Genomic DNA, 23,906 nt, shown 5'->3' on the forward strand with positions numbered 1-23,906 from the left:
GCGCGGCAGCCGGGTGCGGTGGGTGACCGGCTCCACTAGCCTGGACACTGCTCGACGAACGTTTGCACGGAACCTGTGCGTCCACCGCCGGCGGTCGGACGACCTAGGTGGGCGGATCATGAGGACATGGCCCGGGGGTGGGAACGGACGACTGGGGCTGACGAGCACCTCGGTCCTGGCGAGCGGCTTCCTGGCGGTGCTGATCGGGGTCGCGTTCGCCGTCCTGCTGCAGGTCATCGGTGACTCTCGCGGCTTCACTGCCGACGCTCGGTCCTCTCGCGAGGCCATCACCGACGCCGGCGTCCTGGAACAGCATCTGATCGACCTGGAGACCGGCCAGCGTGGCTTCGTCATCACCCGGGACGAGGCCTTCCTTCAGCCCTGGCAAGCGGCGCGGGACAGCTATCCTGCCGAGGCCGGGCGGTTTCTGGCGTCGGCGACCTCGCCGCAGCAGCGCCGTCTCGCGGGAGAGATCAACAGGGGCATCGGCTCCTTCCTCACGGACTACTCGGTACCGCTGGTCGAGGCGGTCCGGCGGGACGACCCCTCGGCCTCGAGTCCGGCGGTGACGGCTGAGGGCAAGGCGCGGGTGGACGCGCTTCGGGCCCGGTTCACCACGTACATCACCGATGAGCGGGCCAAACTCCAGGTTCGTCAGGACGCCACGGACTCCAGCGCCCAGCGGGCGGTGGTCGTGGCGTGCGCCGGGCTCGCGGGGCTGACCGGGCTGATCGTCACGCTCACCGTGTTCCAGCACCGGGCCATCGCGCGGCCGCTGCGGCGCGCGGCCGCGGCGGCCGGGCGGCTGGCGAAGGGCGACCTGGAGGTACGGGTGCCCTCCAGCAGGGTGGAGGAGGTCGCCGCACTGGCAGCGTCCTTCAACACCATGGCGGAATCCTTGCAGGACAGCCGCGCGCGGACCGAGGAAGCGCGCGAGCGTCTGGAGTTCCTGTACAAGCGGCTGGAGCTGCTCTACGGGGCGAGTGTGTCGGTGGGCACCGGGCTGGATGTGGCGCAGACGGCACGCGAGTTGGCGCGGGTGGCGGTTCCGGGGTTCGCCGACTTCGCCACCGTCGACCTGCTGGAACCGGTCCTGCGCGGCGACGAGCCGGCCGCCGGAGCCGGTACACGGTTGCGCCGGGTGGCCGCGGACGGGGTCCGGGACGATGCCCCCTTGGCGGGTCCGGCGGACCTGCCGGACCTGGGCTCGCCCCCGCCCGAGGCGCGGGCGCCGCTTTCCGGCGGGGCCAGGCTCGACGCGGACCTGCGGGACAGCACCGAGTGGGCGTCGGAGCAGCCGGAGGCGGCGGCGCGTGTCCTCGCGTACGGCATCCACTCCCGGATCGGGACACCGCTGCAGGCCAGAGGGGTGACGCTGGGCACGGTGGACTTCTGGCGCAGCCGGCCCGATCCGTTCGGGCCCGACGATGTCGCCTTCGCCGAGGAGCTGGCCGCCAAGGCGGCGGTCGCCGTCGACAACGCGCGCCGCTTCACCCGGGAGCGGTCCACCGCGCTGGCGCTGCAGCGTCACCTGCTGCCGCAGCGTGTGCCCTATCAGACGGCCGTGGAGGTGGCCTCCCGCTACCTGCCCGCCTGGACGCGGACCGGGGTCGGTGGTGACTGGTACGACGTGATCCCGCTGTCGGGCAGGCGGGTCGCCCTGGTCGTCGGGGACGTCGTCGGACACGGCCTGCAGGCCTCCGCGGCCATGGGCCGGCTGCGCACCGCCGTGCGCACGCTGGCCGATGTCGATCTGCCGCCGGACGAGCTGCTCACCCACCTCGACGACCTCATCCTGCACCTCTCCGAGGGCGAGCCCGTGCCCGGCGGGCCCGGAGACGACGAAGGGGAGGACGACTTCTGGTTCTCCTCGGCGGACCTCGGCGCCACCTGCCTGTACGCGGTGTACGACCCGGTCTCCCGCCGGTGCACGCTGGCCACGGCCGGGCACCCGATGCCCGCTGTCCTGGCTCCCGACGGCACGGCGCACCTCGTCTCCGGTCATGTCGGGCCCCCGCTGGGGGTCGGTGGCCTCCCCTTCGAGGCAACCGATCTGGAACTGGACGCCGGGAGCGTGCTCGCCCTGTACACGGACGGCCTCGTGGAGGCGCGTCACCGGGACATCGACGTCGGGCTGGCCGAGTTGTGCCGTGCCCTGGCGCAGCCCGCGGAGTCTCTGGAGGAAGCCTGTGACACCCTGATCGGTTCCCTGCTCACCGACCGGGCGACCGACGACGTGGCGCTGCTGCTGGCCCGTACCCGCGCTCTGCCGGCGGACCATGTCGCGACGTGGCAGATCCCGGCGGAGCCGGTCCAGGTCGAGCGCGCTCGCAAGCTGGTCGTCGAGCAGCTCGACGCCTGGGGGCTGACGGAAGCGACGTTCGTCATCGAGCTGGTGGTGAGCGAGCTGGTCACCAACGCCATCCGTTACGGGCAACCGCCGATCCGGCTCCGGCTCATCCGGGATCACACGCTGATCTGCGAGGTGTCCGACACCAGCAGCACCGCGCCGCATCTCCGGCGCGCCCGGGCCTTCGACGAGGGCGGGCGCGGGCTGCTCCTCGTCGCCCAGCTCACCCAGGGCTGGGGCACCCGGCAGACGACCAAGGGCAAGACCATCTGGTGCGAGCAGACGCTGCCCGCGGTGTGACGGCGCCATGGGCTGGTGCATCGGGCCAGGGGGGCCGGTCGGGGCGCCGAACAGGTGCGTTACATTTTGCTGTTCCTTGACCGCGATCATTCACGATCTCTCACGCTACGGAGCCGCCCACCCATGAGCGACATCGTCAACGGACTTGGCAGGGCCACCGCTTACGGCGGACTGGGACTGGTGCTGCTGGTCCTCGGCATCGTCCTGGTCGACGTGCTCACGCCCGGAAAACTGGGCCGGCAGATCTGGGAGCAGCGCAACCGCAACGCCGCGATGGTGCTCAGCTCCGCGCTGCTCGGAATCGGTGGCATCGTGTTCACGTCCATCTGGACGACGTACGAGGACTTCGGCAAGGGGCTGGTCTCGACCGCCGCGTTCGGGCTGCTGGGTCTGGTGATGATGGCCGTGGCGTTCCTGGTGGTGGACCTGATCACCCCGGGGCGCCTGGGCGCGGCGCTGGTCGAGCCGGAGCCGCACCCCGCGGTCTGGGTGACGGCGTCCTGCAATCTCGCCGTGTCGGCCATCCTGTCGGCGTCCATCGCCTGACGCCCATCTCCCGACGAGCGGTCTGTCGGCCCCCTGCCGGACCTGGAGCGTCCCGCAGGGGGCCGGCCGCTATCCGGTCGGCCGGCCGGACCCGGCCCGCTCCCCCGCCGGCCGTGCCAGCACGCCGACGGCCGCGGAGAACAGCCACGGCAGGCGTTGCGCGACGGGCACCAGCGCCGCGCGGGCCGGAAGCGGTCGCGTCGCGCCGAGGAGCGCGTGCGTCAGCCAGCGGTAGCGCCGGGTGAGCTGCCGCCACTCCCCCTCGTAGGCCGTGAGGTCCCCATGGGTGATGGCCCGGACCGCGGCGGACGCCTGCGCGAGTGCCAGGGCGATGCCCTCACCGGTCAGGGCGTCGACGTAGCCGGCGGCGTCGCCCACGAGCAGCACCCGGCCGGCGGTGCGGGCGCTCGCGGTCTGGCGGAAGGGGCCGGCGCCCCGTACCGGTCCGGCGGCGCCGGCCCCGGCCAGTCGCTTCCTCAGCTCGGGGAAGGCGGCGAGGTGGCCGTCGTAGGGGCGGTGGGCGGTGGTGAGGACCGCGACGCCCACGAGGTCGTCGGCCACCGGGGTCACGTAGGCCTCGGCTTCGCGGGACCAGTACACCTCGACGTGGTCGCTCCAGGGGGCGAGCGTGTAGTGGCGCCGCAGCCCGTGCCGCCGGCGGGCCCGGTGCGGCCGGTCGAGTCCGAGGGCGCGGCGGATCGGCGAGTGCAGGCCGTCGGCCGCCACGAGGTGGCCTACGCGGGTTCCGTCGACCAGCACCCCGTCCCGGTCCTGCTCGACATGGCGTGCGGTGCGCTGATCGACGCGTACGCCCGCCGCCAGTACCGCCTCGCGCAGCAGCGCGTGCAGCGTGGTGCGGCGTACTCCGCGCCCCGGACCGGAGGTGAAGTCGGCGTCGACCCGGCGGGGCCCTGCGACGTAGCGGATTCCTCGCAGGTCGCGCCCCGGCGGGTGTACGTCCAGTGCCGCCAGGGCGGCGACGGCGCCCGGCATCAGGCCCTCGCCGCACGCCTTGTCGACGATGCCGGCGCGCTGCTCCCAGACGCGGACGTCGAGCCCTGCCCGGGCCGCGTGCAGGGCTGTGGCCAGGCCCGCGGGTCCGCCACCGACGACGAGCAGATCCATGGGTGCCTCCTCAGGCCAGCCGTGCGAGGGCGGCGTCCTCGGCACGGATGCGGGTGGCGAGCAGGGTTCCGTTCAGCGCGGTGAAGACGATCGCCGTGGCCCAGGCCGCGTGTACGAGGGGCAGCGCGAGTCCTTCGACGGCGACGGCGACATAGTTCGGGTGCGGGATCCAGCGGTAGGGTCCGCCGGTCACTCGCACGGCGCCCGGTACGACGATCACCCGGGTGTTCCACTGCCGGCCCAGGGTGGTGACGCACCACCAGCGCAGCCCCTGCGAGATCGCGACGAGGGCGAGCATGGCCCAGGCCAGGACCGGTACGACGTCCGGCCGGCGGAGCCACACCTCCACGAGCGCACCGACGAGCAGGCCCGTGTGCAGCACCACCATGAACGGGTAGTGGCCCCGGCCGGACTCCACGCCTCCCCGCTCGAGGCTCCACGCGGCGTTGCGGCGGGAGACGGCCAGTTCGGCCACCCGCTCCAGGCCCACGGCAAGTACCAGGATCGTGAACAGGATCTCGCCGGTCACCGCCCACCGCCCGGGGCGCGCAGGAGCACGAGTTCGGAGCAGAAGCCTGGGCCCATGGCGAGCATGAGCCCGTAGGAGCCGGGCAGGGGCGGCCGGTCGGAGAGTGTGTCCGCCAAGACGTGCAGCACCGAGGAGGAGGACAGATTGCCGATCCGGCGCAGCGAGTCCCAGGTCACGCTCAATGCGTCCCGCGTGACGCCGAGGGCGTCCTGCAGTGCCTCGAGGACCTTGGGACCGCCAGGGTGCGCGACGTACCAGCCGAGATCGCCGCGGGTCAGGCCGTGATCGGCGAGGAAGCCGCGGACGTCGTCGCCGATGTATCGGCGCACCAGGTCGGGGACCGCGGAGTCGAGCACGACTCTGAAGCCGCCGGAGCCGATCTCCCAGCCCATCATGCGTTCCGAGTCGGGGTAGAGACGGCTGCGCGAGGCGAGCACTTCGGGGGCGGCGGGGTCGTCGGTCTGTGCGAGAGGGTGCTCGTGTCCGACGGCGACGACGGCCGCGGCGCCGTCCCCGAACAGGCCGCTGGCGACGAAGTTGGCGACCGTGCTGTCGTCGCGCTGGAGCGTGAGGGAGCACAGCTCGACCGACATCAGCACCGCCACCGCGTCCGGGCGGCCGCGCAGCAGGTCGTGCAGGCGGGCGATGCCGGCGGCGCCGGCCACGCAGCCGAGGCCGACGAGGGGCAGGCGCACCACGTCCGGGCGCAGGCCGATCTCCGCCGCGACGCGGGCCTCCAGGGAGGGCACGGCCAGGCCGGTCACCGTGCACGAGACGATGTAGTCGACGTCGGCCGGGGTGAGGTCGACGCTCTTGAGCGCGTCGACGACCGCACGGCCGCCGAGTTCGACGCCGGCGCGGATGAAGAAGTCGTTCGACTGGCCGAAGTCCTCGATCCGGCCGTACTCCTCCAGCGGGAGCACGGTGTGCCGGGTCTCGACGCCCACGTTGCGGTGGAACCGTTCGACGACGCCGCGATCGACCGTGTCCCCGACCAGCGTGGTGGTGAGGGACTCGGTGATCTCCTCCTGCCGGTGGCAGTGCTCGGGCAGGGTGCCGCGGACGCTGAGGACGCGCATGGTCAATGCTGGCTCCTGGGATCGGGCGTCGGGGGCGACGGGCACCCGGCTGACGCGGTCGGGGGGAGGCCGCCGGGGCGGTCGCGACGTGTGCCACGACGTCTGGCTCGACATCAGCCGGCCGCCAGCAGTGCGACGTCGAGCAGGGCGATGGCCACCGCGGCACGGAAGGGAGCGCGTCCGCGGGCGCACAGCGTGAGCACCGCGAGGACGACCACCAAGGCCAGGGCCATCCAGGTCCACGCTGGAGGGGATCCGGCGGGACCGGCCACGGCGAGCACCGAGGCGGCGGTGAGCAGCACGGCGGCCAGGACGCGTGAGCGTCGTTCGCCGATCCGGTGCGGAAGGCCGCGGACACCGGTGCGTTCGTCGTCGGCGAGGTCGGGCAGCACGTTGAGCAGATGCGCTCCGACGCCGAGCGCGGCGCCCGCACCGGTCATCCACCACGGCGCCCAGTCCGGGGCCGGGCCTGCGAGGGTGACGACCGAGGGCAGCGTCCCGAAGCCGCACGCGTACGGCGCCCAGGACCATGAGGTCGACTTGAGCCCGAGGTTGTAGGCGTGGCCCGCTCCGGTGGCGAGGACGACGTTGACCAGCGCGCTGCGCCAGCCGACGAGTGCGGACAGCACGAGGGAGGCGACGGCGGCCGCGGCCAGGGCGCGTGCCACCCGGCCGGGCGGGAGGGAGCCGACGGCCAGCGGCTTGTCGGTGCGGCCCACGGCGCGGTCGCGCGCGAGGTCGAGCAAGTCGTTGCCCCAGCCGATCGTGAGCTGGCCGGTGAACACCGCCGCCGTGACGGCGACGGCGTGGAACGGGTGCAGGCCGGCGCGGAGCGCCAGCAGGCCCGTGATGACGGTGACCGCCAGAGCGGGCCCGCCGTGGGCGGCAGTGAGCAGCGCGAGCGTACGGGGCGGTCTGCGGCCCGCCGGGGTCGGGGCGGTCGTGTCGGCGGCATCGGCGGTCACCGGAATCGCCGTGCCGATTCAGGCGCCTGCGGCGGCAGACAGGTCGCCGCGTCGGATGCGCCGGGGCCGCCGGGCAGCCGCCGCGCGCGACCGCCGAGGGTGTGCGTGCCCTCGGCGCGGGGGCGGCGTCCGGCGGAGCCGGCGTGTCCGGTCGGCCCGGTGAGCACGATGCGCATGGAGCATCGCTCCCACGTTGCCCGTCCGCTCACACGAGGCGGTCCGGCATCCGGTGGAACGGTGCGCCCGGAGCGCTAGGCGGCGTCGTGGATGACGAGCTTGAACTCGGCGAGGGTCAGGAGGCGGGAGGCGGCGTCGTTGTGTGTGACGCGGAGTGCGACCGGGGTGCCCGGGGCGACGAAGATGCCGTGGTTCTTGACGTAGTACTGGCCTCCGGGGGTCGGCGTGCGGTGCTCGGTCGCCGTGGTGTCGTCGGGGTTGGGCGTCAGGCCCAGCGGGTCGCGGACGTACTGGTCGCGCAGTTCGGTGTAGCCGCCCGAGCCGCTGGCGGATTCCCACTGGATCATCGCGTGCAGATGGCCCCAGCCGGCTTTGGACGGCCAGATCAGACCGCTGCGGTCGTCTGTCGCCCAGTTGCTCACCACGTAGCCGTCCGGCTGGACGGCCTGGTGCATCTCGAACGCGTCCGTCGGCTCCGCCGCGCCGAAGGGGAACCGCACGATCTTGTACGTGGTTCCCGGCGCGATGAGCTGAGGGGTGTCGACCTTGAGCGAGCAGACCTGGACTCCGGGCACAACGCCACCTTCCGTAGACATGTTTCAGACTGCCCGCCGTCGGCCGGCGGCATGCCCGCGTGCGCCCCGCCGTGGGCGGGGCGTCACCCCCACCGGGTCACTCCTCGTCGCGCAGTCGGGCCGTCAAGGATGTCAGCGGCTCGGTCTCCTCGGTGTGGCCCAGGGCGGTGAGGCGGGAGCGGGGCGTTCCAGGTAGATGCCTTCCACGGCGCCCGCGAGGCGGACGCACTCGGCCCATTCCCCGGCACTGTCGTCCTCCGGTCCCGGCTCGCCGAGCAGGGCGAGGGCCTTGTCCAGGGCGGCCAGTGCGGCCTCGTACTCGCCGACGTAGGCGTTGACCCGTCCGTACTCGTAGGCCAGGGCGGTGTCCAGGGAGCGGCCGCGTGGCTCGTACCCGGCGGCGCGGGCCTCGTCGGCGATCCGGCCCGCGTCGGCGAGCAGGGCGAGGGCGTCGGCGAGGCCGTCGGGGCCCTGCTGCTGGGCCTGGAGGCGGGCGAGTTCACGCAGGCAGTTGCTGAGCTGCTCGTAGCGCGGGGCCCGGGCATGGGCGGCGCGTGCCTGGTCGGCGGCCTCGCGGGCCCGGCTGAACTCGCCGGACTCACCGAGGAGTACGGCGGTCTCGGCGGCGATCATGGCGTGGCTCCCCGGGTCGTCGTCCCAGCCGGCCGACTCGGCCGCGAGGGCGACGAACTCCGCGGTGGCGGCCTTGAGGTCCTCCCCCGCGTGGAGCGCGCGGGCGCGGGTGAGGCGCAGCTGGGCGAAGAGCCGGTCGTCCAGCTCTCCGGCGGCGCCGGGTTCGGCCAGGAGGGAGTCGAGGAGGGCGATGCAGTCTTCGACGCGGCCCAGGTCGAGGCTGAGCTGGGCCGCGTTGTTGTAGGCGCAGAACGCGTCCGTGCGGCTGCCGCGGCGGAGGTCCAGCTCGGCGGAGCGTGTCAGGTGACGCAGTGCCTCCTCCGGGCGGCCCAGGTGCATGCACACCTCGGCCAGATCGCCGTGGAGGCGGGTGGTGTCGACCGTGTCGGCCGGCCAGTCCGCGGCCCGTCGCAGGCCCTCGGTCAGGTCCGCGTGCGCGGCCTGGGCGTCCTGGAGGCCGAGCTGGAGCCGGCCGCGCAGTCCGAGCGTGCGGGGCAGGTGCCAGGCGGGGCCCTGCGTCTTCAGCCGGTCGAGGAGTGCGTCGATCTCGGAGATCGCGGTGGGCAGGGCGCCGGAGATGGCGTGCGTGCTGACCCGCAGCAGCAGAGCGCGGAGGACGCCGACGACGCGGAGACGAAGGCCGCCGCGCGGAGGTCGACCTGGAAGGTGCGGTCGGTGGCGGCGTGGTCGGCGGTGTTGTCGCGCAGGGGCATGGGTCAGTCCGGGGTGAAGGGAACGGCAGGAGTGGGCGGTGGTCCGCGGGACCGGCCGAAGACGCGTGGGACGGTGTGGCCGGTGGCTCAGAAGGCCTTGCGGAAGCGCGCGTACGCTTTCTCCGGGTCCGCCATGAAGGTCCACGGCCACTCGGTGATCACACCGTCCAGCTCGCGGAAGACGTTGGAGGCCGTGCTGCTGCCCGCCAGCGAGAGGGCCATGGCGAACATGTTGTAGTCGCCCTGCCAGCCCGGACGGCGCTCGTACGCGTGGTGCAGGATGCTGCGCTCCACGGCCTCTCTCAACTCGGTGCGGATCCGCGGCTGCTGGAGGCAGTCTCGGTCGTCGGACTCCACCCAGTCCTCGATATGCGCCATGGCAACGACGACGCCGAGCCGGTGTCCGTCGGGCGCGGCGGCGAAGGCGTTCCGGGCGAACTCCAGGGCTTGGCCCGCCTCTCCGCCCCAACGCGGCTGAAGGTGCGAGACCCACTCCAGATGGATGTCCAGGTTCAGCGGATCACGGCGCAGACCCGCCGCGAGCCGGGCGTCCTGAACGCTGTCGTCGACGGACATGCCGCGCCCCGAGGTGTGCAGGTGACGCCACGGCGTGTACATGCCGTTCTTCTGCCTGCGCGGAACGGGAAGGGCGTGCGGATCAGCCGCCGGTCTCTCCGCACCCCTCCCGAACAGCTTGCCGAACATGCCGCGCCCTCCCCTGGCCCCGCGTGATCGTCCGGAGCAGCATAGACGGCTCCACCGACAGCGCTTCCACAGGGATTTCCCCGGTACTTCACGGGACCGGTGCACCGTACGGCGGGCCGACCGAGCCAGGGGCCCCGAGCGACGCCGACACACTCATGACCTGGTGAAGACCTTGTCCTGGGTATTGCCGGTGGAGCACAGCTTCTTCTCGTCGGCCGTCATCTTGCGGGACTTGACGACGACCGCGCTGTGTTTGCCGTCCGTGCCGTTCGGGGCGGGGCCGGTGACCACGTCGGGGACGAACCAGTAGTAGTGGCCCCACTTGGGGTCGTCGTAGTGGGTCTGCCATGTGCCGGATATCCGCCGCATGACCTGGGCGCGGGAGATCCAGCCCACTTCCCCCGGCTTCACGTTCACGGTGAAGGAACTCGTCTCCGTGTGCGAGCTCTGCCATGTGTAGTTGTACGTCGCGGTGACACTGGCCGTGATGATGCCTTCGATGCCTCCGCCGACGGTGACCGAGCCTCCCAACGAGTGGGAGGAACCGACGGTGTCGGCCCAGGACATCGACTGGGAGGCCGGCGAGTCGGTGCAGTTGAAGAGCAGTTCGGACACCTGGCGCGGCTCACCCAGGTACGCCTCGCCGAGCTCCGGGGAGTTGAAGGAGCACTTGCCCTCGCCGGAAGCGCAGTCGGCCATGATCTGCTCCGCGGTGGGCTGTTCCTCGGCCGTGGCGGGCACGGCCGCCGTCGCGATCACCCCGAGGGCCGTCGCCGTCAACGCCAGCGTGCGGCCGCCGTACCGCAGGGTGCGATTCATCGTCATTTCGTTGGTGCCTCTCACCATCGCATGGGGGACAGTGACCAGACCCTCCTGTTGTGGGAGGGCCTGCAGTCACCGCGTGGTGTCAATGAGGCTCACGTAAACCGCAGTTCATCTACACCAAGGAACAGTAAAGTTGTATTTGATTTTCAGAATTGCTGAACCGTCAACTTTTCCGTCAGTTGAACGGGTCGAGAGTGAGATAGGCCTGGCGTGGGCTGCCGTCGTGGACGAGTGACTCGTGGTGACCCACGTCGTCGAAGGCGAATGCGTAGGCCTTGCCGTCGACCGTTTGCGCGTGGATCTCGCGGGCGTAATGGTTGGTGACGTCGTCCTTGTAGAAGGCGTCGGCGCCGGAGTCCGGCTGGTTGGGGTTGACCAGCAGCGTGGAGCGGTTGAAGCCGGCGCACAGGGTGCGTGAGATCGGACCGCGGATCAGGTCGTTCGGCGCGTCCAGTCTCCTGTGGCAGCCGAAGACCGAGGAGGCGTCCGGCTTTTCGAAGCGGGTGACGGTGGCGCCGGCGCCGTTGGTGAAGTTCATGACGCCGCCGGAGACCCGGCCGAAATACTTGGTGCCGGGCTGGTCGGCGAACGGCGTGACCGTCAGGGTCGAGGTGGAGTACTTCTGCCAGACGCGGTTGATGTAGTCGTCCATGACGCCGGCCGGCAGTGCGCCGGTCTCCAGTCCGTACAGCGGCGACAGGGCGCGCAGTACGGTGCCGTCGGACCGGGTCTGGATCAGGTTGGCCCAGCCTCCGGGCTGCCCCCTGAGGGCGTTGAAGAAGCCGTGGTAACCGCCGGCCTTGAGCCGGCCGGTGCTCGCGGTGCTTCCGTCGGCTCGCTGCACTCCCACCGCGTAGGGCGCGGAGAACATGTCGACCTGTGTGCTGTTGATCCACAGGCCCGCGTCGTTGAGGGTGTATTCCGACCAGTTGAAGAGGATGTTCCGGTTGGGGTCGGCCGGGTTCTGCACGGCGGGCTGGACCAGGCCTCCGGTGGTCAGCTTGAACACCAGTTTCTGGCCGTAGGAGAAGTACACGCGGCCGGAGAACTTCGGCATGCGGATCGTCGTCGACCGGCCCGCGGCCGGGCCCGGGATGGATGCGTCCGGGGCGGGGGTCGGCGGGTTTCCGCCCGCCGGCCACGGGTGGAAGGTGCCGCCCGCGTCGGCCCAGCCCTGCCGTCCGGTCGACAGCTCGGTGCCGAGGTTGTAGATGTACAGCTGCTCGCCACGGGCCGAGTTGTTGGTGATCTTGAGGGGGATCGTCGCCGGGACGGCGGCCCGGGCCGGCGCGGCGGCCCCGGTTGCGAGCAGTGAGCCGCTGAGGACCGTCGCGAGGGACAGTCCGATGGCCGCGACCCGGCGTCTGAGGGTCCGTAACATGCTCTTTCTCCGTTCGACAGGGGTCGATGCGGGAAGAATCTGAGAGCGCTCTCAGAGCGTCCCGTGTTGGTACGGACCTGTCAATGAGTCGGGACGCACGGTCTGGTGCGCGTGGTGGCCGGGCCGGTCGGTGTCGCCGCCTCGGGGGACGGCGACACCCACCGGGGTCACTCCCCGAGCGCGCTGCCGGTCTCGTCGCGCAGGAGGGCGACGTAGTCACGGGTCCAGCCCTCGATCGTGCTGCGGTCCCAGAGGTCGGCCGAGTACTCGACGAAGCCCTGGAGCCGGTCCCCTGCCGGGACGAGGCCGAAGGTGAGTTCCGTGCGCGACGCGGCGGGCGCGAGGTCCTCGATGGCCGTGGTCAGCCCGGGCAGTTCGATCTCGGCGTCCAGGGAGCTCTGGTACGCGAAGCCGACGTCCAGCCGGTCCGGCACGGCCACGCCCGTGCGTTCCCGCAGCGCCGGGGCGATCAGGCGCACCGGCATGGCCCGGTCCATGCACTCCACCGCCGTGCGGGCGACGCGGTCCGTCAGGCCTGCGAAGGAACCGGCGGCTCCGTCTCGCACGGGCAGCGCGAAGCCGGTGATCGTGCAGGCCAGCAGGGATTCGAACACGCGGCGTTCACGGTTGGCGTAGGAGATGTTGAACACTACGTCACTCTGCCCGGATTCGCGCGCGAGCAGCCGTCCCAGGGCCGCCGCCGTGACCACGAAGGGCGTCGTGCCCCGCTGCCGCGCCAGACGTTCGACAGCGGTCCGCACGTCGGCCGGCACGGTGAACGTCACGGCGCCGCCCCGGCCGCTCGCCTTCTCGGGCCGGGGCCGGTCCAGGGGCAGGTCGACGCTGAACGGCACTCCGTCGAGTTCGCGCAGCCAGAACCGCAGCTTGCGCTCGTCGGCGGCCTTGTCCGCCTGGCCCTGCTGCCAGTGGGCGTACTCCGCGGGCTGGCACTCCACGGGAGGCAGGGTGTGGGGTTCGCCCCGTACGGCGGCGCCGTAGAGCGCGGCCAGTTCCTTGAGCAGCAGGCTGACGGACCAGCCGTCGCAGGCGGAGTGGTGCAGCACGAGGAGCAGGACCCAGGTGCTCTCGCCAGTGCGCAGGAGACGCACGGCCATCGGCGCGTCATGGGCGGGGTCGATCGGTGTCTCGGTGACCTCCGTGCTTGCCCGGTCCAGGGCCGTCTGCCGCTCCCCTGTGGGCATGCCGGTGAGGTCCTCGGTCGGCAGCTCCACCGCGCCGGGCGAGAGCACCTGCTGCTCCCAGCCGTCCCCGCTGGACACCAGACGGGTCCTCAGTCCCTCGTGCCGCTCGACGAGGCCGGTCAGCGCTGTGCGCAGGGCCGCCGCGTCCAGGTCTCCGGAGAGGGTGATCCGCAGCGCGACGTTGAAGACCTGGGGCAGGAGGTGTTCGGCGTGCACCTTGGCGAAGCGGGACTGCTGAGCGGTGGCGGGTGCGCGGCGTTCCACCGAGCCGGGGCCGCCCTCGCCGGACCCACATGCCGGGGCTGTCGACAGCTCATCGACTTCCAGGGCCAGTTGGGCCGTCATGGCCCGCGGTGTCGGCTCCTGATAGAAACTCAGCATCGGGTAGTCGGTGCCGAACTCCTCCCGGACCTGGTTGACCAGCCGCATCGCGGTGATGGAGTGGCCGCCCAGGTCGAAGAACGAGACGTCGGCGGCGATGCCGTCCGCATCGATGCCGAACTCGTCCGCCCACAGCTGTCGTACACGCCGTTCGACATCCGTGCGGTGACCGGCCTCCGGGGCATCGCCGACGGTGGTGCCCGGCCTGGGGCCCGGGGCGGTGGTGACGAGGTCGGGCGCCGGCAGCGCGCCTCGGTCCAGCTTGCCGTTGCCTGTCAGGGGAAGGGCCGGCAAGACGCACCAGGCACGCGGTACCAGGTACTCCGGCAGCCGGGATGCCAGTTCCCCGGCCACGAGGTCGGCGAAGGCCTGCCGGTCGCCGGCCGCCGTGCCGACCGGACCGGCGGGGACGGCGTAGGCGGCGAGGTACGCCTCGCCGCGGTCGTTGCGGCGGGCCAGCACGGCCGCCTCGCGCACTCCGTCCAGGGCGTTGAGCACGCGCGAGACCTCTTCCGGCTCGACCCGGAAGCCCCGCACCTTCACCTGGTCGTCGGCCCGGCCGCAGAACTCCAGCGTCCCGTCACCGCTCCAGCGGACGAGGTCGCCGGTGCGGTACCGGCGGGCGTCAGGGCTGCCGTGCGGGTCCGGCAGGAAGCGCTCCTTGGTGAGTTCGGCCCGGTGCAGATAGCCGAGGGCCACGCCGGTGCCGCCGACGTACAACTCCCCCACCGTGCCGACGGGCACCGGGGTGCCGGACGCGTCGAGCACGCTCAGCGTCACGTTGTCGACCGGGCGCCCGAGCGGGATCGCGGCGGCGGGGTCCTCGCCCTGCGCGGGCACGGTGTGCGTGGTGCACAGCACGGTGACCTCGGTGGGCCCGTACACGTTCACCGTCTCGTACGGCGCCTCGGGCAGCGGCCGGGTGCGCAGCACATCGCCGCCGAGCAGCAGGTGACGCAGGGGCGGCTGGTCGGCCGGGGGCAGGCGGAGCACTTGTTCGCCGAGGGCGGTGGGCAGGATCGAGAAGGTGATGCCCTGCTCGGCGTACCACCGGGCCAGGGACCGTGGATCCCTGCGCAGTTCCTCGTCGGCGATGACGACCGACGCTCCCGCGGTCAGCGCCGGCCAGATCTCCAGGAGCGAGGCGTCGAAGCTCTGGCTGCACACGACGGCACTGCGGTCGGCCGGGGTGAAGGCGAAGCGGCGGTGCTGCCACTCGCAGAGGTCGACGACACCGCGGTGTGCCACCACGACGCCCTTGGGTGTGCCGGTGCTGCCCGAGGTGTAGAGGACGCAGCACGGGGAGCGGTCGCCGGGGGTGGAGGCGACGTCCTGCCGGGGCGGTGCGGTCGCGTCGGGCGGTACGACGGTCAGGTGCCCGGGCAGCTTCAGGGCCGCCGCCTCTTCGCGGGTCGACACCAGCGTCCGGGCCCCGCACTCGGCGATGACCTGCTCGGCGCGTGCCCGGCCGAGGGAGGGGTCGAGCGGGACGTAGGCGCGGCCCGTCTTCAGCACGGCGAGCATGGCGACGACCAGGTCGGCGGAGCGCGGCAGCCAAAGGGCCACCGTCCCCGCCTCGTCGACGCCCGTGGTGTGCCGCGCCCGCAGGGCGGAGGCCAACTGCTCCGCGCGGTCGTCCAGTTCGCGGTAGGTCAGCCGGGAGTCGCCGCTGATCACCGCCGTACTGTTCGGCTGCGCGGCTGTCCGCCGGGCGAAGAGGGCGTGGACGGTGGTGGCTGCCGAGGGGCGGGCAGGGCCCTCCTGCCAGGACCGCGGAACGGGGTCGCCCTCGGCCGCCGGCTCGACGGCAGTGGCCGCGAGCTGGGACAGGGCTGCCTCCGGGGTGTCGACCGCGGCCGTGAGCAGGTCCTGGAACGTGGCGAAGAACCGGTCGACGGTGTGCTGGTCGAACAGGTCGGTGTTGTACTCCAGATGGCAGCGGATGCCGTGCGGCTGGTCGGTGAAGTAGACGGTGAGGTCGGTGAGGGACTTGTCCGGGCCGGCGTCCAGGGGGTGGCCTCGATGCCGGGCAGCTCGAAGCGGAACGGTTCGGCGCGCTGGAACTCGGCGAAGGCCTGGAACACCGGTGTCCGGTCGACCGCCCTGGTCGGGGCGAGTTCGCGCACCACCGTCTCGAAGGGCACCCGCGCGTGGTCGTACGCGTCGAGGGCGACCGTGCGCACGCGTTCCAGCAGCGTGGAGAACGCGGGGTCTCCGGACAGGTCGAGGCGCAGCGCGAGGGTGTTCACGAAGAAGCCGAGCAGGTGCTCGGCCCGCTCGGGGCGGTCCGAGATCGGGGTGCCGACCACGATGTCCGTCTGTCCGGTGATCCGGTGCAGCATCGTCGCGTAGCCGGCGAGCAGGGTCATGAACAGGGTGCTGCGGCGGGTGCGGCTCAGCTCGCGCAGGCGACGGGAGAGTTCCGGGTCGAGGGTGTGGAAGACGGCCCGGCCGTTGGAGGTCATCGTCGCGGGGCGCGGCCGATCGGTGGGCAGGGCGAGGACGGGCAGCTCGCCACCGAGGGCGCGGCGCCAGTAGGCCAGGTCCTCCTCGGCCTCGGGGCTGCTCGCGGACGCCGCCAGTTCCCGGGCGTGGTCGGCGTAGCTCCAGGTCAGGGCCGGGAGGTCAGGGAGCGTGGACGCGCGTTCGGCCCGGTAGAGGGCGGACAGGTCACGGGCGAGAACGGTGGCGGAGGCCGCGTCGACCACGATGTGGTGCAGGGACAGCACGAGGACGTGCTCCGCCTCGGCGAGCCTGACCAGCCGGGTGACGAACAGCGGGCCGTCCGCCAGGTCGAAGCGGCGTGCGCTCTCGGCCGCGAGGACGTCCTGGAGCGCGCCGTCCACGACTGCGAAGTCGGGCTCGGCGGACGCCCGCACGATTTGCTGGGGCTCCCCTCCGGTCTCGCGGAAAACGGTACGCAGCCCCTCATGACGGGTGACGAGTCCGCGCAGTGCCGCGTGCAGAGCGGGTACGTCGAGTGAGCCGTCGAGGCGGATGGCCTTGACCTCGTTGTAGGCGGTACGGCCGGGAAGGAGCCGCTCCAGGAACCAGATCCGTTCCTGGCCGGGCGACAACGGCGCGCCGCGGGAGACGGAAGGAGCCGGTTCCCGGTAGCGGCGGCGCAGGACGTCCAGGTGCGGCAGCGCCCCGCGCAGTGCGTCCTCCGTGACACCGAAGTCGACGAGGGCGACGATCTCGTCGGCGCCGGCCGCGGTCACCGCGTCCACCACCGGCCGCACACTGTCCGCGGTGCCGATCAGGGCGCGCTGGTCGCAGTAACGGCCGTAGGCGCGGCGGAACACGGCGTCCAGGTCGTCCTCGCTCAGCTCGGCCAGGTCGATGCTGTGCCCGAGGCTGTTGGTGACGCCGCTGAACACGGACAGGGACGCGCGCATGTAGCGGGACAGCGGTTCGTACGCCTCGGTCCGCGCGGTGTCGTGGTCCTCCGCGAGGTAGGTGTGCAGCAGGACGGCGACGCGCCCGGCGTCCGGGTCCAGGCCGTGTGCGGCCCGGGTGCGGCGGTAGAGGGCGATGTTGTCCCGGAGCTGTTCGACGGTCTGGGTCATCAGGTTGGTGACGATGCCCAGGTCGTGGCGGGCGGCGAGTTCGTACGAGGCGGGGTTGCCTACCACCGCGGTGTACATCGGCGGGGTGTCCTGCACCGGACGGGGGAAGAGCCGTACCTCGGCCTCGCCGTCCCCGCCGGCCCGGCGCAGGGCGTTCCCGCGCCAGAACGTCCGTACCTCTTCCAGCTGTTCGTACATCAGCTCCTTGTGCCGGCCGAAACGGTCGGGGAAGAAGACGAAGTCGTTGGCGCTCCAGCCACTGGCGACACCGATGCCGACCCGGCCGCCGGAGAGGTTGTCGACCATCGACCATTCCTCGGCGACCCGGATGGGGTCGTGGAGGGGCAGGACGACGGAGCCCGCGTTGAGCCGGATGCGTTCGGTCTCGCGGGACAGCGCGGCGGCGAGCACCGCCGGGTTGGGGAAGAGTCCGCCGAAGGAGTGGAAGTGCCGCTCGGGCATCCAGAGCGAGTGAAATCCGTTCCGGTCGGCGAACCGGGCGACGTCCATGAGGAGTTCGTACTGCCCCTGGCGGGGTGCCGAGATCTCCTGGGGATAGTCGCCGAAGAAGTAGACACTGAAGTCGGGCGTGCGCGGGACGGCTTCCTTCGCGGGTGCCGTGCGAGGCGCGGTGACCGCCGCGGCGTTCCAGGCCATGGAGGCCACGGGGGCGGCTTGGGCAGCTGTCGGTGCGGGAGTGGCCGGTTCCGGTTTCGGCGGGGCCGCCTTCGGCGCCACGGGCCGCGTTCCCGGGAAGAAGCCCGCCGACCGCAGTTCGCGCAGCGAGTCCCGTACGGCGTCTGCGATGAACTCGATGTCGCCGTCCGAGTGGGCGGTGGACAGGAAGAAGTTGCGCCACTCCCAGACGTGGACGCCGCGCAGCATCAGGTGGTGGTAGAGCAGTTCCATGTCGGCGCGGTGCTCGAAACGGAACTGGGAGCCGAAGTGGCTCATCCGCAGCGGGTACTCCTCGGCCTCGAAGAAGTCGTTCAGCGTCGCGGCCAGTTCGGCGGTTCGCGCGTTGAGGCGCTCCTGGAGGTGCGGGCTGTGCTCCTTGAGGTGGGTCAGGACGGCGCGGGCGGCGACCATCGACACCGGGTGCTGGATGTACGTACCGCCGAAGAAGGTGGTGTCGGCGGGCGGGTAGCTGTCGTCGCCGTAGGACCAGTAGCCGCCGTCGACGCCGTCCATGATGTCGGCGCGGCCCGCGATGGCGCCGATGGGGAAGCCGCCGCCGAGGAGTTTGCCGTAGGTGGCGAGGTCCGGGGTCACGCCGTACAGCTCCTGCGCGCCGCGCGGGGCGGGGCGGAAGCCGGTCAGCATCTCGTCGAAGAGCAGCACGATGCCGTGGCGGCGGGTCAGCTCCCGCAGCCTGCGCACGAACTCGACCGGCTGGAGCTGGGGGTGCCTGCTCTGTACCGGCTCCACGACGACCGCGGCGACGTCGCCGGCGTTCCGGGCGATTGTCTCCAGGGCGGCCTCGCTGCCGTAGTCGAGGACCAGCAGATCGGAGACGGCGGCCTGCGGGATGCCCCGGGAGACGGGCACGGTGATCTGGTCGGTGCCGCTGTGCGAGGACCGGCCCAGGACGTTGTCGGCGTGGCCGTGGTAGGCGCCCAGGAACGAGACGATCTTGTCGCGGCCGGTGGCGGCGCGGGCGAGGCGGATGGCCGCCGAGTTCGCCTCCGTGCCGGAGTTGGCGAAGGCCACCCGCTCCAGTCCGGTGAGGTCGGCGAGGAGTTCCGCCGCCTCGCCGGTCTCGATGGTGCGGGGGCCGAGCTGGATGCCCCGGGACAGGTGCTCGCGCACGGCCTCGGTGACGAAGCCGGGCTCGTGGCCGAAGAGCAGGACACCGAAGCCCATGGTGATGTCGACGTACTCGTTGCCGTCGACGTCCTCGAGCCGTGCCCCGCTCGCCCGGCGGCCGGCGATGGGGTACAGCATCTCCTTCGTGCCGCTGCGGAAGCCGACGACGGCGCGGCTGTCGGCCAGGACACGGCGGTAGCGCTGGGCGATCCGCTTGGAGGTCGGCGTCTTGGCGGTGTAGCGGCGTACCAGGTCGGTCAGGTGCTCCTGCTGGGTGTGCGGCGAGACGTCCTGGAGCATGCCGGAGGATTTCGCGACCGTCACGCGGGGTCCGTGGATCCGTGGCGGCTGCGGGGCCTCTGGAGCGGGGGTATCGCCCATCTGCTCGGCGATGCGCCGCGACAGTTCGGTCATCGCGGCCAGGTCCTGGTCCAGTGCCGCGGAGATGCCGTTCAGCCCGGTCACTTGGCCACCTTGCCGTTGAGCCGGTCCGTCACCGAAGTGGTCTGGAGGGCGAGCAGCTGGGAGAGCTGGGACATCATCTGCAGCTGTATCCGGGACATCTGCTGGATCTTGTGGGCGAGGTCCTCCAGCTCCTCGCGGGTCGCGTACTCGGGAGCGGATGCCGTGCCGGTGAGGGCGGCGGGCTCCGCAGCCGGTGCCGGAGCGACAGGATCGGGAGCCGGTGCCGGAGCGACGGGCTCGGGAGCCGGTGCCGGAGCGACGGGCTGCTCCGGCTCAGACCTGAGCACCGGGGAATCGGCCGGCCCCGCGCCCGTCGCGCCCGGCATGCGGGCGACGATGAACTCCGCCAGCCGGCTCGGCGTGCCAGTCTCCTCCAGCAGCTGTCTCATCGTCACCTTGACGTGATGGGCCTGCTCCAGTTCCCGCAGCACACTGATCATCTGCAGCGAGTCGGCGCCGAGGTCGAAGAAGTTCGCGTCGCCGACGATCGCCGACGGATCCGCTCCGAGGTGCCGGGCGGTTGCCTCGACGATGCTCTGGAGTACCCGTGCGACCGCTGCCTCTTGCTGCACCACTTCGGTTCCCTCTCTCGCTGCTGTTCTCGTACTCGGGGGCGTCGACCGGTGCCCCATCCAGTGGTTCTTGTGCTGGAATCGGTATCCGGGCAGTGGGATGCGTCTGCCGCCGCTGCCCGCCAGGAGCGTGTCCCAGCCGACGTCCGCTCCGGCGCAGTGCAGTGCCGCCGCCGCACCCCAGAGGGCGCCGAGTCCGGTGCCGCGCCGCAGGGACGGCAGCGCCGGCACGTCGGGCAGCGCCCGGCGGGCCAGACCGCTGAGGGTGGTGTGCGGGCCTATCTCGAGCAGTACGCCGGGCGACTCGGTGCCGATCCCGCGCAACGCCTCGTCGTAGCGGACGGGTTCGCGGGTGTGCCGTATGAGGTGGTCCGTGCCGGGGATCCAGCCGGGCGGGTGGGTCGCGCCGTCCAGGGCGCTGACGAAGGGGATGCGCACCGGGCGGAAGTCCACGTCGTCGAGGACCTTTTCGAACTCGGCCAGCATCGGTTCCATCAGGGCGGTGTGGAAGGCGCGGGTCACCGGCAGCCGCTGCCCCGGTGTGCCGCGCTCGTCCAGCAGCGCGCACGCCCGCTCGACGGCGGCGACGGGTCCGGCGAGCACCTGGGTCCGGTCTCCGTTGCTCACGGCCGCCTCGAGTCCGGGAACCTCGGCGGCCAGGGCGCGGGCGGCCGCCCGGTCGAGCGGGGCCGCGACCATGGCGCCCGGTGCGCAGCGCCGCTGCATCAGCCGGCCCCGCTCGGTGGTGAGGCGCAGACCGTCCTCCAGGGACAGGGCCCCGGCCGCGTACAGCGCGGCATACTCCCCCACGCTGTGGCCGGTCACGGCGTGCGGTTCGACGCCGGCGTCTCGCCACAGCCGGACGAGGGCGCACTGCAAGGCGAACAGCGCGGGCTGCGCGGTGTCCGTGCCCCCGAGCGGCCCCTCCCCCGGTCCGTCCGCCCGGTCCGCCGTGCGCAGTGCGTCGAGCAGGGAGTCGCCGGTGAGGTCGCGGTGGTGCTGCTCGCAGGTGTCGAGCACGTCGCGTACCGCGGGGTAACGCGCGTAGAGGGCGTCGGCCATTCCGGGGTATTGGCTGCCCTGCCCGGTGAACTGGAACGCCACGCGCGGGGTGCCCTGCCCGGATGGAGCTCCCGTGGTGACCGCCGCCGGGGCGGTTCCGCTCAGCCAGGCGTCGAGGGCCTCGGCCAGGGCTGCCGGGGTGGAGCCTCGGACCGCGAGGCGGTGACGGCCGTGGGCGCGGCCGAGGGCTGCGGTGGTGACGAGGTCCGTCAGGCGCGGTGCGGGCAGCTGACGTAACCGGTCGCGGAAGGCACGGGCGTTGTCCGCGAGGGCCTCGCGGCTGCTCCCCGAGACCAGCAGCACGTCCGGCGGCGCGGTGCCGCCGGTCCTGGGCGCAGGCTCGGGAGCCTGTTCCAGGACCAGATGGACGTTGGTGCCGCCCACACCCAGTGAGGTGAGGCCCGCGCGGCGGGGTACGTCGCTCTCCGGCCAGGGCCGGGCGGCCCGGGGGACGTAGAAGGGGCTGTGGTCGAAGTCGATGAGGGGGTTGGGTTCGCTGAAGTTCGCCATCGGCGGGATGACTCCATGGCGCAGGACCAGCAGGGTCTTGACGAGGCCGGCCAGTCCGGAGGCGGCGTCGAGGTGGCCGATGTTGGCCTTGGTCGAGCCCAGGGCGCAGTAGCCTTCGCGGTCGGTGTCCTCGCGGTAGGCGGCGGCCGCGCCGTCGAACTCGATCGGGTCGCCCTTGAGCGTGCCGGTGCCGTGGGTCTCCAGGTAGCCGATGGTGTCGGCGCCTACGCCGGCGCGTCGCAGGGCCTGGCGGACGGCCGCACGCTGGCCCTGTGCGCTCGGGGCGGTGAACGCCTTCTTGTCGGCGCCGTCGTTGCTGATGCCCCAGCCGCGGACGACCCCGTGGATGGTGTCGCCGTCCGCTACCGCGCGCGCCAGCCGCTTCAGGACCACGGCCAGGACGCCCGTGCCTCCCACGGTGCCGTCGGCGCCGGCGTCGAAGGCCCGCAGACGGCCGGACGGGGACAGGATGGAGCCCTTGACGTAGCGGTAGCCCAGGACCTGCGGCACGTGGACGGCGGTGGCACCGACGAGGGCGATGTCGCAGTCCCCCATGAGCAGCGACTGCGCGGCCGACTGCACGCCGACCAGCGAACTGCTGCAGCCCGTCTGGACGTTGACGGCGGGTCCGGTCAGGTCCAGCCGGTAGGCGACCCGGGTGGCGGTGAAGTCGGCGTAGTTGCCGACCGTGATCTGCATGCCCGAGGTCCAGTCGGGTACCGGCCCGCTGGGCAGGACGTTGTTGAGCAGGTAGTTCCGCATCGTGTAGAGGTGGTAGCCGGTGCTGGCCCAGACGCCTACGCGGGTGCCGTCCCGTTCGCCCGGGTAGCCGGCGTTCTCCAGGGCGTGCTGGGCGCATTCCAGGAACATGCGGTGCTGCGGGTCGGTGAGCTGGGCCTCGCGGGGGCTCATCGCGAAGTGCTGGGCGTCGAAGCCGGCGATGTCGTCGAGGAGCCCGGAGGCGCCGACGAAGTCCTCCGCCTCGTACTCCTCGGCAGGCACACCGGCGGCGGCGAGTTCCTCGTCGGTGAAGCGGGTGACGCAGTCGGTGCCGTCGCGGATGATCCGCCAGAAGTCCTCGGGCGTGTCGGCGCCGGGCAGCCGGAAGGCCATGCCGATGACGGCCATCCGCGGGTCGGGCTCGCTGGTGCTCATCAGCCGCGTCCCTCCGTCACCGTCGGCTGGTCACGGCCGGCCGGTTCCTCCGCGGGCGGGTCGGGTGCTCTCCTGCCCCGGCGCAGCAGCCAGCCGAGCAGGATCAGGCACAGGACGATCGCGAGGCCGTGGAAGGCACCCACCACCTGCAGCGGCGAGAAGGTCTCCAGGAGCGCGCCGCTGACCAGCATGCCGAGTCCGAACCCGAAGTTCTCCACCGAGGCGGTGAGCCCGAAGAGACGGCCGCGCTGCTCGTCGGGGGCGGTCTGCAGCCTCGACACGTAGACGATCTCGGTGAATCCGTCGGCGGCTCCGGCGACGAGCGCGGCGATGACGGCGGGCACGGTCGGCAGTCCGCTGAAGACCACGATGAACCCGGCCGACATCACACAGGCGCCGAGCGCGAAGGCCCGCTCCCCCGGTGTCCGTCCGGACTTCTTGGTGACCCGGCCGATGACCTGCTGGGCGACGATGTTGCCGATGGCCCAGGTGGCCCAGAACTGGCTGATGAACGTGGCCGGATGGTCGGGGTCCAGGCCGCTGGAGTAGATGGGCAGGGCGACGTTGTGGGACGAGGAGCCCAGTCCGTCGACCGCTCGGATGGCGACCATCGCCATGAGGACCGGCGCGGTTCCCAGCAGCATCCGGGCCGTCCAGCGCGCGGCCCCGGAGTCCTTCGAGGAGCCGGCGTCCGTGGCGTCGGGCGCCGACCTGGTGCGGACGGGCAGCAGGAAGAGCACAGTCGCGGAGACCAGGAAGGTCGCGGCGTCCAGGGCGAACGCCGCGGAGTAGCCGAGCTGCGCCACCACCACGCCCGATGAGGCGAAGCCGGCGATCATGGCGAGCGAACGTCCGGTCACGAGGAGCCCGTTGGCCCGGACGCGGTGCTCCGCGCCGACGATCTCGGGGATGCTGCTGCGCAGGGCCACCTGGGAGAGCGTCGAGCAGCCGCCCGTGACCACGGCCAGGACGTACAGCAGCCCGGGGCGTATCCCGTCGGGGGTGAGCAGCAGTGACAGCAGGGCCACGGCCTGGCACAGGTCGGCGCCGACCATCAGGCGCTTGCGGTTGCAGGCCGAGACGAGCCGGCCGCTGACCCAGCCCGACACGACACTGGTCGCCAGACGTACGGCCATGAAGAGGCCGGCGGCCAGCGCGCTGCCGGTGGCGTCGTAGACGAAGACGTTCAGCGCCACCATGTTCAGGTAACTGCCGTACGCCGAGATGCCGTTGCCCAGAACGAGCAGACGGAAGTACCTCATGCACCTTCCTCAGGTCTGC

At 72.1% G+C, this 23,906-nt stretch carries 15 protein-coding genes and 1 pseudogene; 2 read left to right on the forward strand and 14 right to left on the reverse strand.

The features are described 5' to 3' along the window. The first annotated feature begins 118 nt into the window (after nt 1–118). Nucleotides 119–2,650 (forward strand): SpoIIE family protein phosphatase, encoded by a 2,532-nt coding sequence (locus tag ACQEV8_RS00335; RefSeq protein WP_432956295.1) that lies wholly within the window; start codon nt 119–121, stop codon nt 2,648–2,650. Nucleotides 2,651–2,773: 123 nt separating this feature from the next. Further along, entirely contained in the window at nt 2,774–3,196 is a 423-nt protein-coding gene (locus tag ACQEV8_RS00340) for a DUF350 domain-containing protein (RefSeq protein ID WP_184598941.1), read from the forward strand. 69 nt (nt 3,197–3,265) lie between these two features. Here ACQEV8_RS00340 and ACQEV8_RS00345 read toward each other — a convergent pair whose 3' ends face one another. From ACQEV8_RS00345 to ACQEV8_RS00410, 14 genes and pseudogenes are all read right to left on the reverse strand, one after another. Then, entirely contained in the window at nt 3,266–4,321 is a 1,056-nt protein-coding gene (locus ACQEV8_RS00345; protein ID WP_432956296.1) for an NAD(P)/FAD-dependent oxidoreductase, read from the reverse strand. A gap of 10 nt (nt 4,322–4,331) precedes the next feature. Next, a complete protein-coding gene (locus ACQEV8_RS00350) occupies nt 4,332–4,850 on the reverse strand; it encodes an isoprenylcysteine carboxyl methyltransferase family protein (RefSeq protein ID WP_432956298.1) in 519 nt (172 codons plus the stop codon). Then, entirely contained in the window at nt 4,847–5,929 is a 1,083-nt protein-coding gene (locus ACQEV8_RS00355) for a type III polyketide synthase (RefSeq protein ID WP_432956300.1), read from the reverse strand. The genes ACQEV8_RS00350 and ACQEV8_RS00355 overlap by 4 nt, the downstream gene beginning before the upstream one ends. 113 nt (nt 5,930–6,042) lie before the next feature. Continuing rightward, a complete protein-coding gene (locus ACQEV8_RS00360) occupies nt 6,043–6,894 on the reverse strand; it encodes a UbiA family prenyltransferase (protein ID WP_432956302.1) in 852 nt (283 codons plus the stop codon). After that, nucleotides 6,891–7,070: a hypothetical protein gene (locus ACQEV8_RS00365; protein ID WP_432956304.1), complete on the reverse strand. Its 180-nt coding sequence runs from the start codon at nt 7,068–7,070 to the stop codon at nt 6,891–6,893. The genes ACQEV8_RS00360 and ACQEV8_RS00365 overlap by 4 nt, the downstream gene beginning before the upstream one ends. A gap of 75 nt (nt 7,071–7,145) precedes the next feature. Further along, a complete protein-coding gene (locus tag ACQEV8_RS00370) occupies nt 7,146–7,667 on the reverse strand; it encodes a hypothetical protein (protein WP_432956305.1) in 522 nt (173 codons plus the stop codon). 76 nt (nt 7,668–7,743) lie between these two features. After that, nucleotides 7,744–8,888 (reverse strand): annotated as a pseudogene (locus ACQEV8_RS00375) (hypothetical protein); the annotation flags it as partial. Between the two features lie 191 nt (nt 8,889–9,079). Further along, nucleotides 9,080–9,697, reverse strand: coding sequence for a hypothetical protein (locus ACQEV8_RS00380; RefSeq protein WP_432956306.1), 618 nt, complete (start codon nt 9,695–9,697; stop codon nt 9,080–9,082). 153 nt (nt 9,698–9,850) lie between these two features. Next, complete coding sequence (locus ACQEV8_RS00385) at nt 9,851–10,516, reverse strand: hypothetical protein (protein WP_432956307.1); 666 nt, start codon at nt 10,514–10,516, stop codon at nt 9,851–9,853. Nucleotides 10,517–10,697: 181 nt separating this feature from the next. After that, complete coding sequence (locus ACQEV8_RS00390) at nt 10,698–11,903, reverse strand: glycoside hydrolase family 64 protein (protein ID WP_432956309.1); 1,206 nt, start codon at nt 11,901–11,903, stop codon at nt 10,698–10,700. A gap of 167 nt (nt 11,904–12,070) precedes the next feature. Beyond that, nucleotides 12,071–15,163: an amino acid adenylation domain-containing protein gene (locus tag ACQEV8_RS00395; RefSeq protein ID WP_432956311.1), complete on the reverse strand. Its 3,093-nt coding sequence runs from the start codon at nt 15,161–15,163 to the stop codon at nt 12,071–12,073. Next, nucleotides 15,160–19,326 carry a MupA/Atu3671 family FMN-dependent luciferase-like monooxygenase gene (locus ACQEV8_RS00400; RefSeq protein ID WP_432956312.1) on the reverse strand — a complete coding sequence of 1,389 codons (4,167 nt, stop codon included), beginning with the start codon at nt 19,324–19,326 and terminating at the stop codon, nt 15,160–15,162. The genes ACQEV8_RS00395 and ACQEV8_RS00400 overlap by 4 nt, the downstream gene beginning before the upstream one ends. Then, entirely contained in the window at nt 19,323–22,625 is a 3,303-nt protein-coding gene (locus tag ACQEV8_RS00405) for a type I polyketide synthase (RefSeq protein WP_432956313.1), read from the reverse strand. The genes ACQEV8_RS00400 and ACQEV8_RS00405 overlap by 4 nt, the downstream gene beginning before the upstream one ends. Next, complete coding sequence (locus ACQEV8_RS00410; protein WP_432956314.1) at nt 22,625–23,887, reverse strand: MFS transporter; 1,263 nt, start codon at nt 23,885–23,887, stop codon at nt 22,625–22,627. The genes ACQEV8_RS00405 and ACQEV8_RS00410 overlap by 1 nt, the downstream gene beginning before the upstream one ends. Between the last annotated feature and the right edge of the window lie 19 nt (nt 23,888–23,906).

The sequence above is a fragment of the Streptomyces sp. CA-179760 genome (assembly GCF_050937045.1).
Lineage (GTDB): Bacteria > Actinomycetota > Actinomycetes > Streptomycetales > Streptomycetaceae > Streptomyces.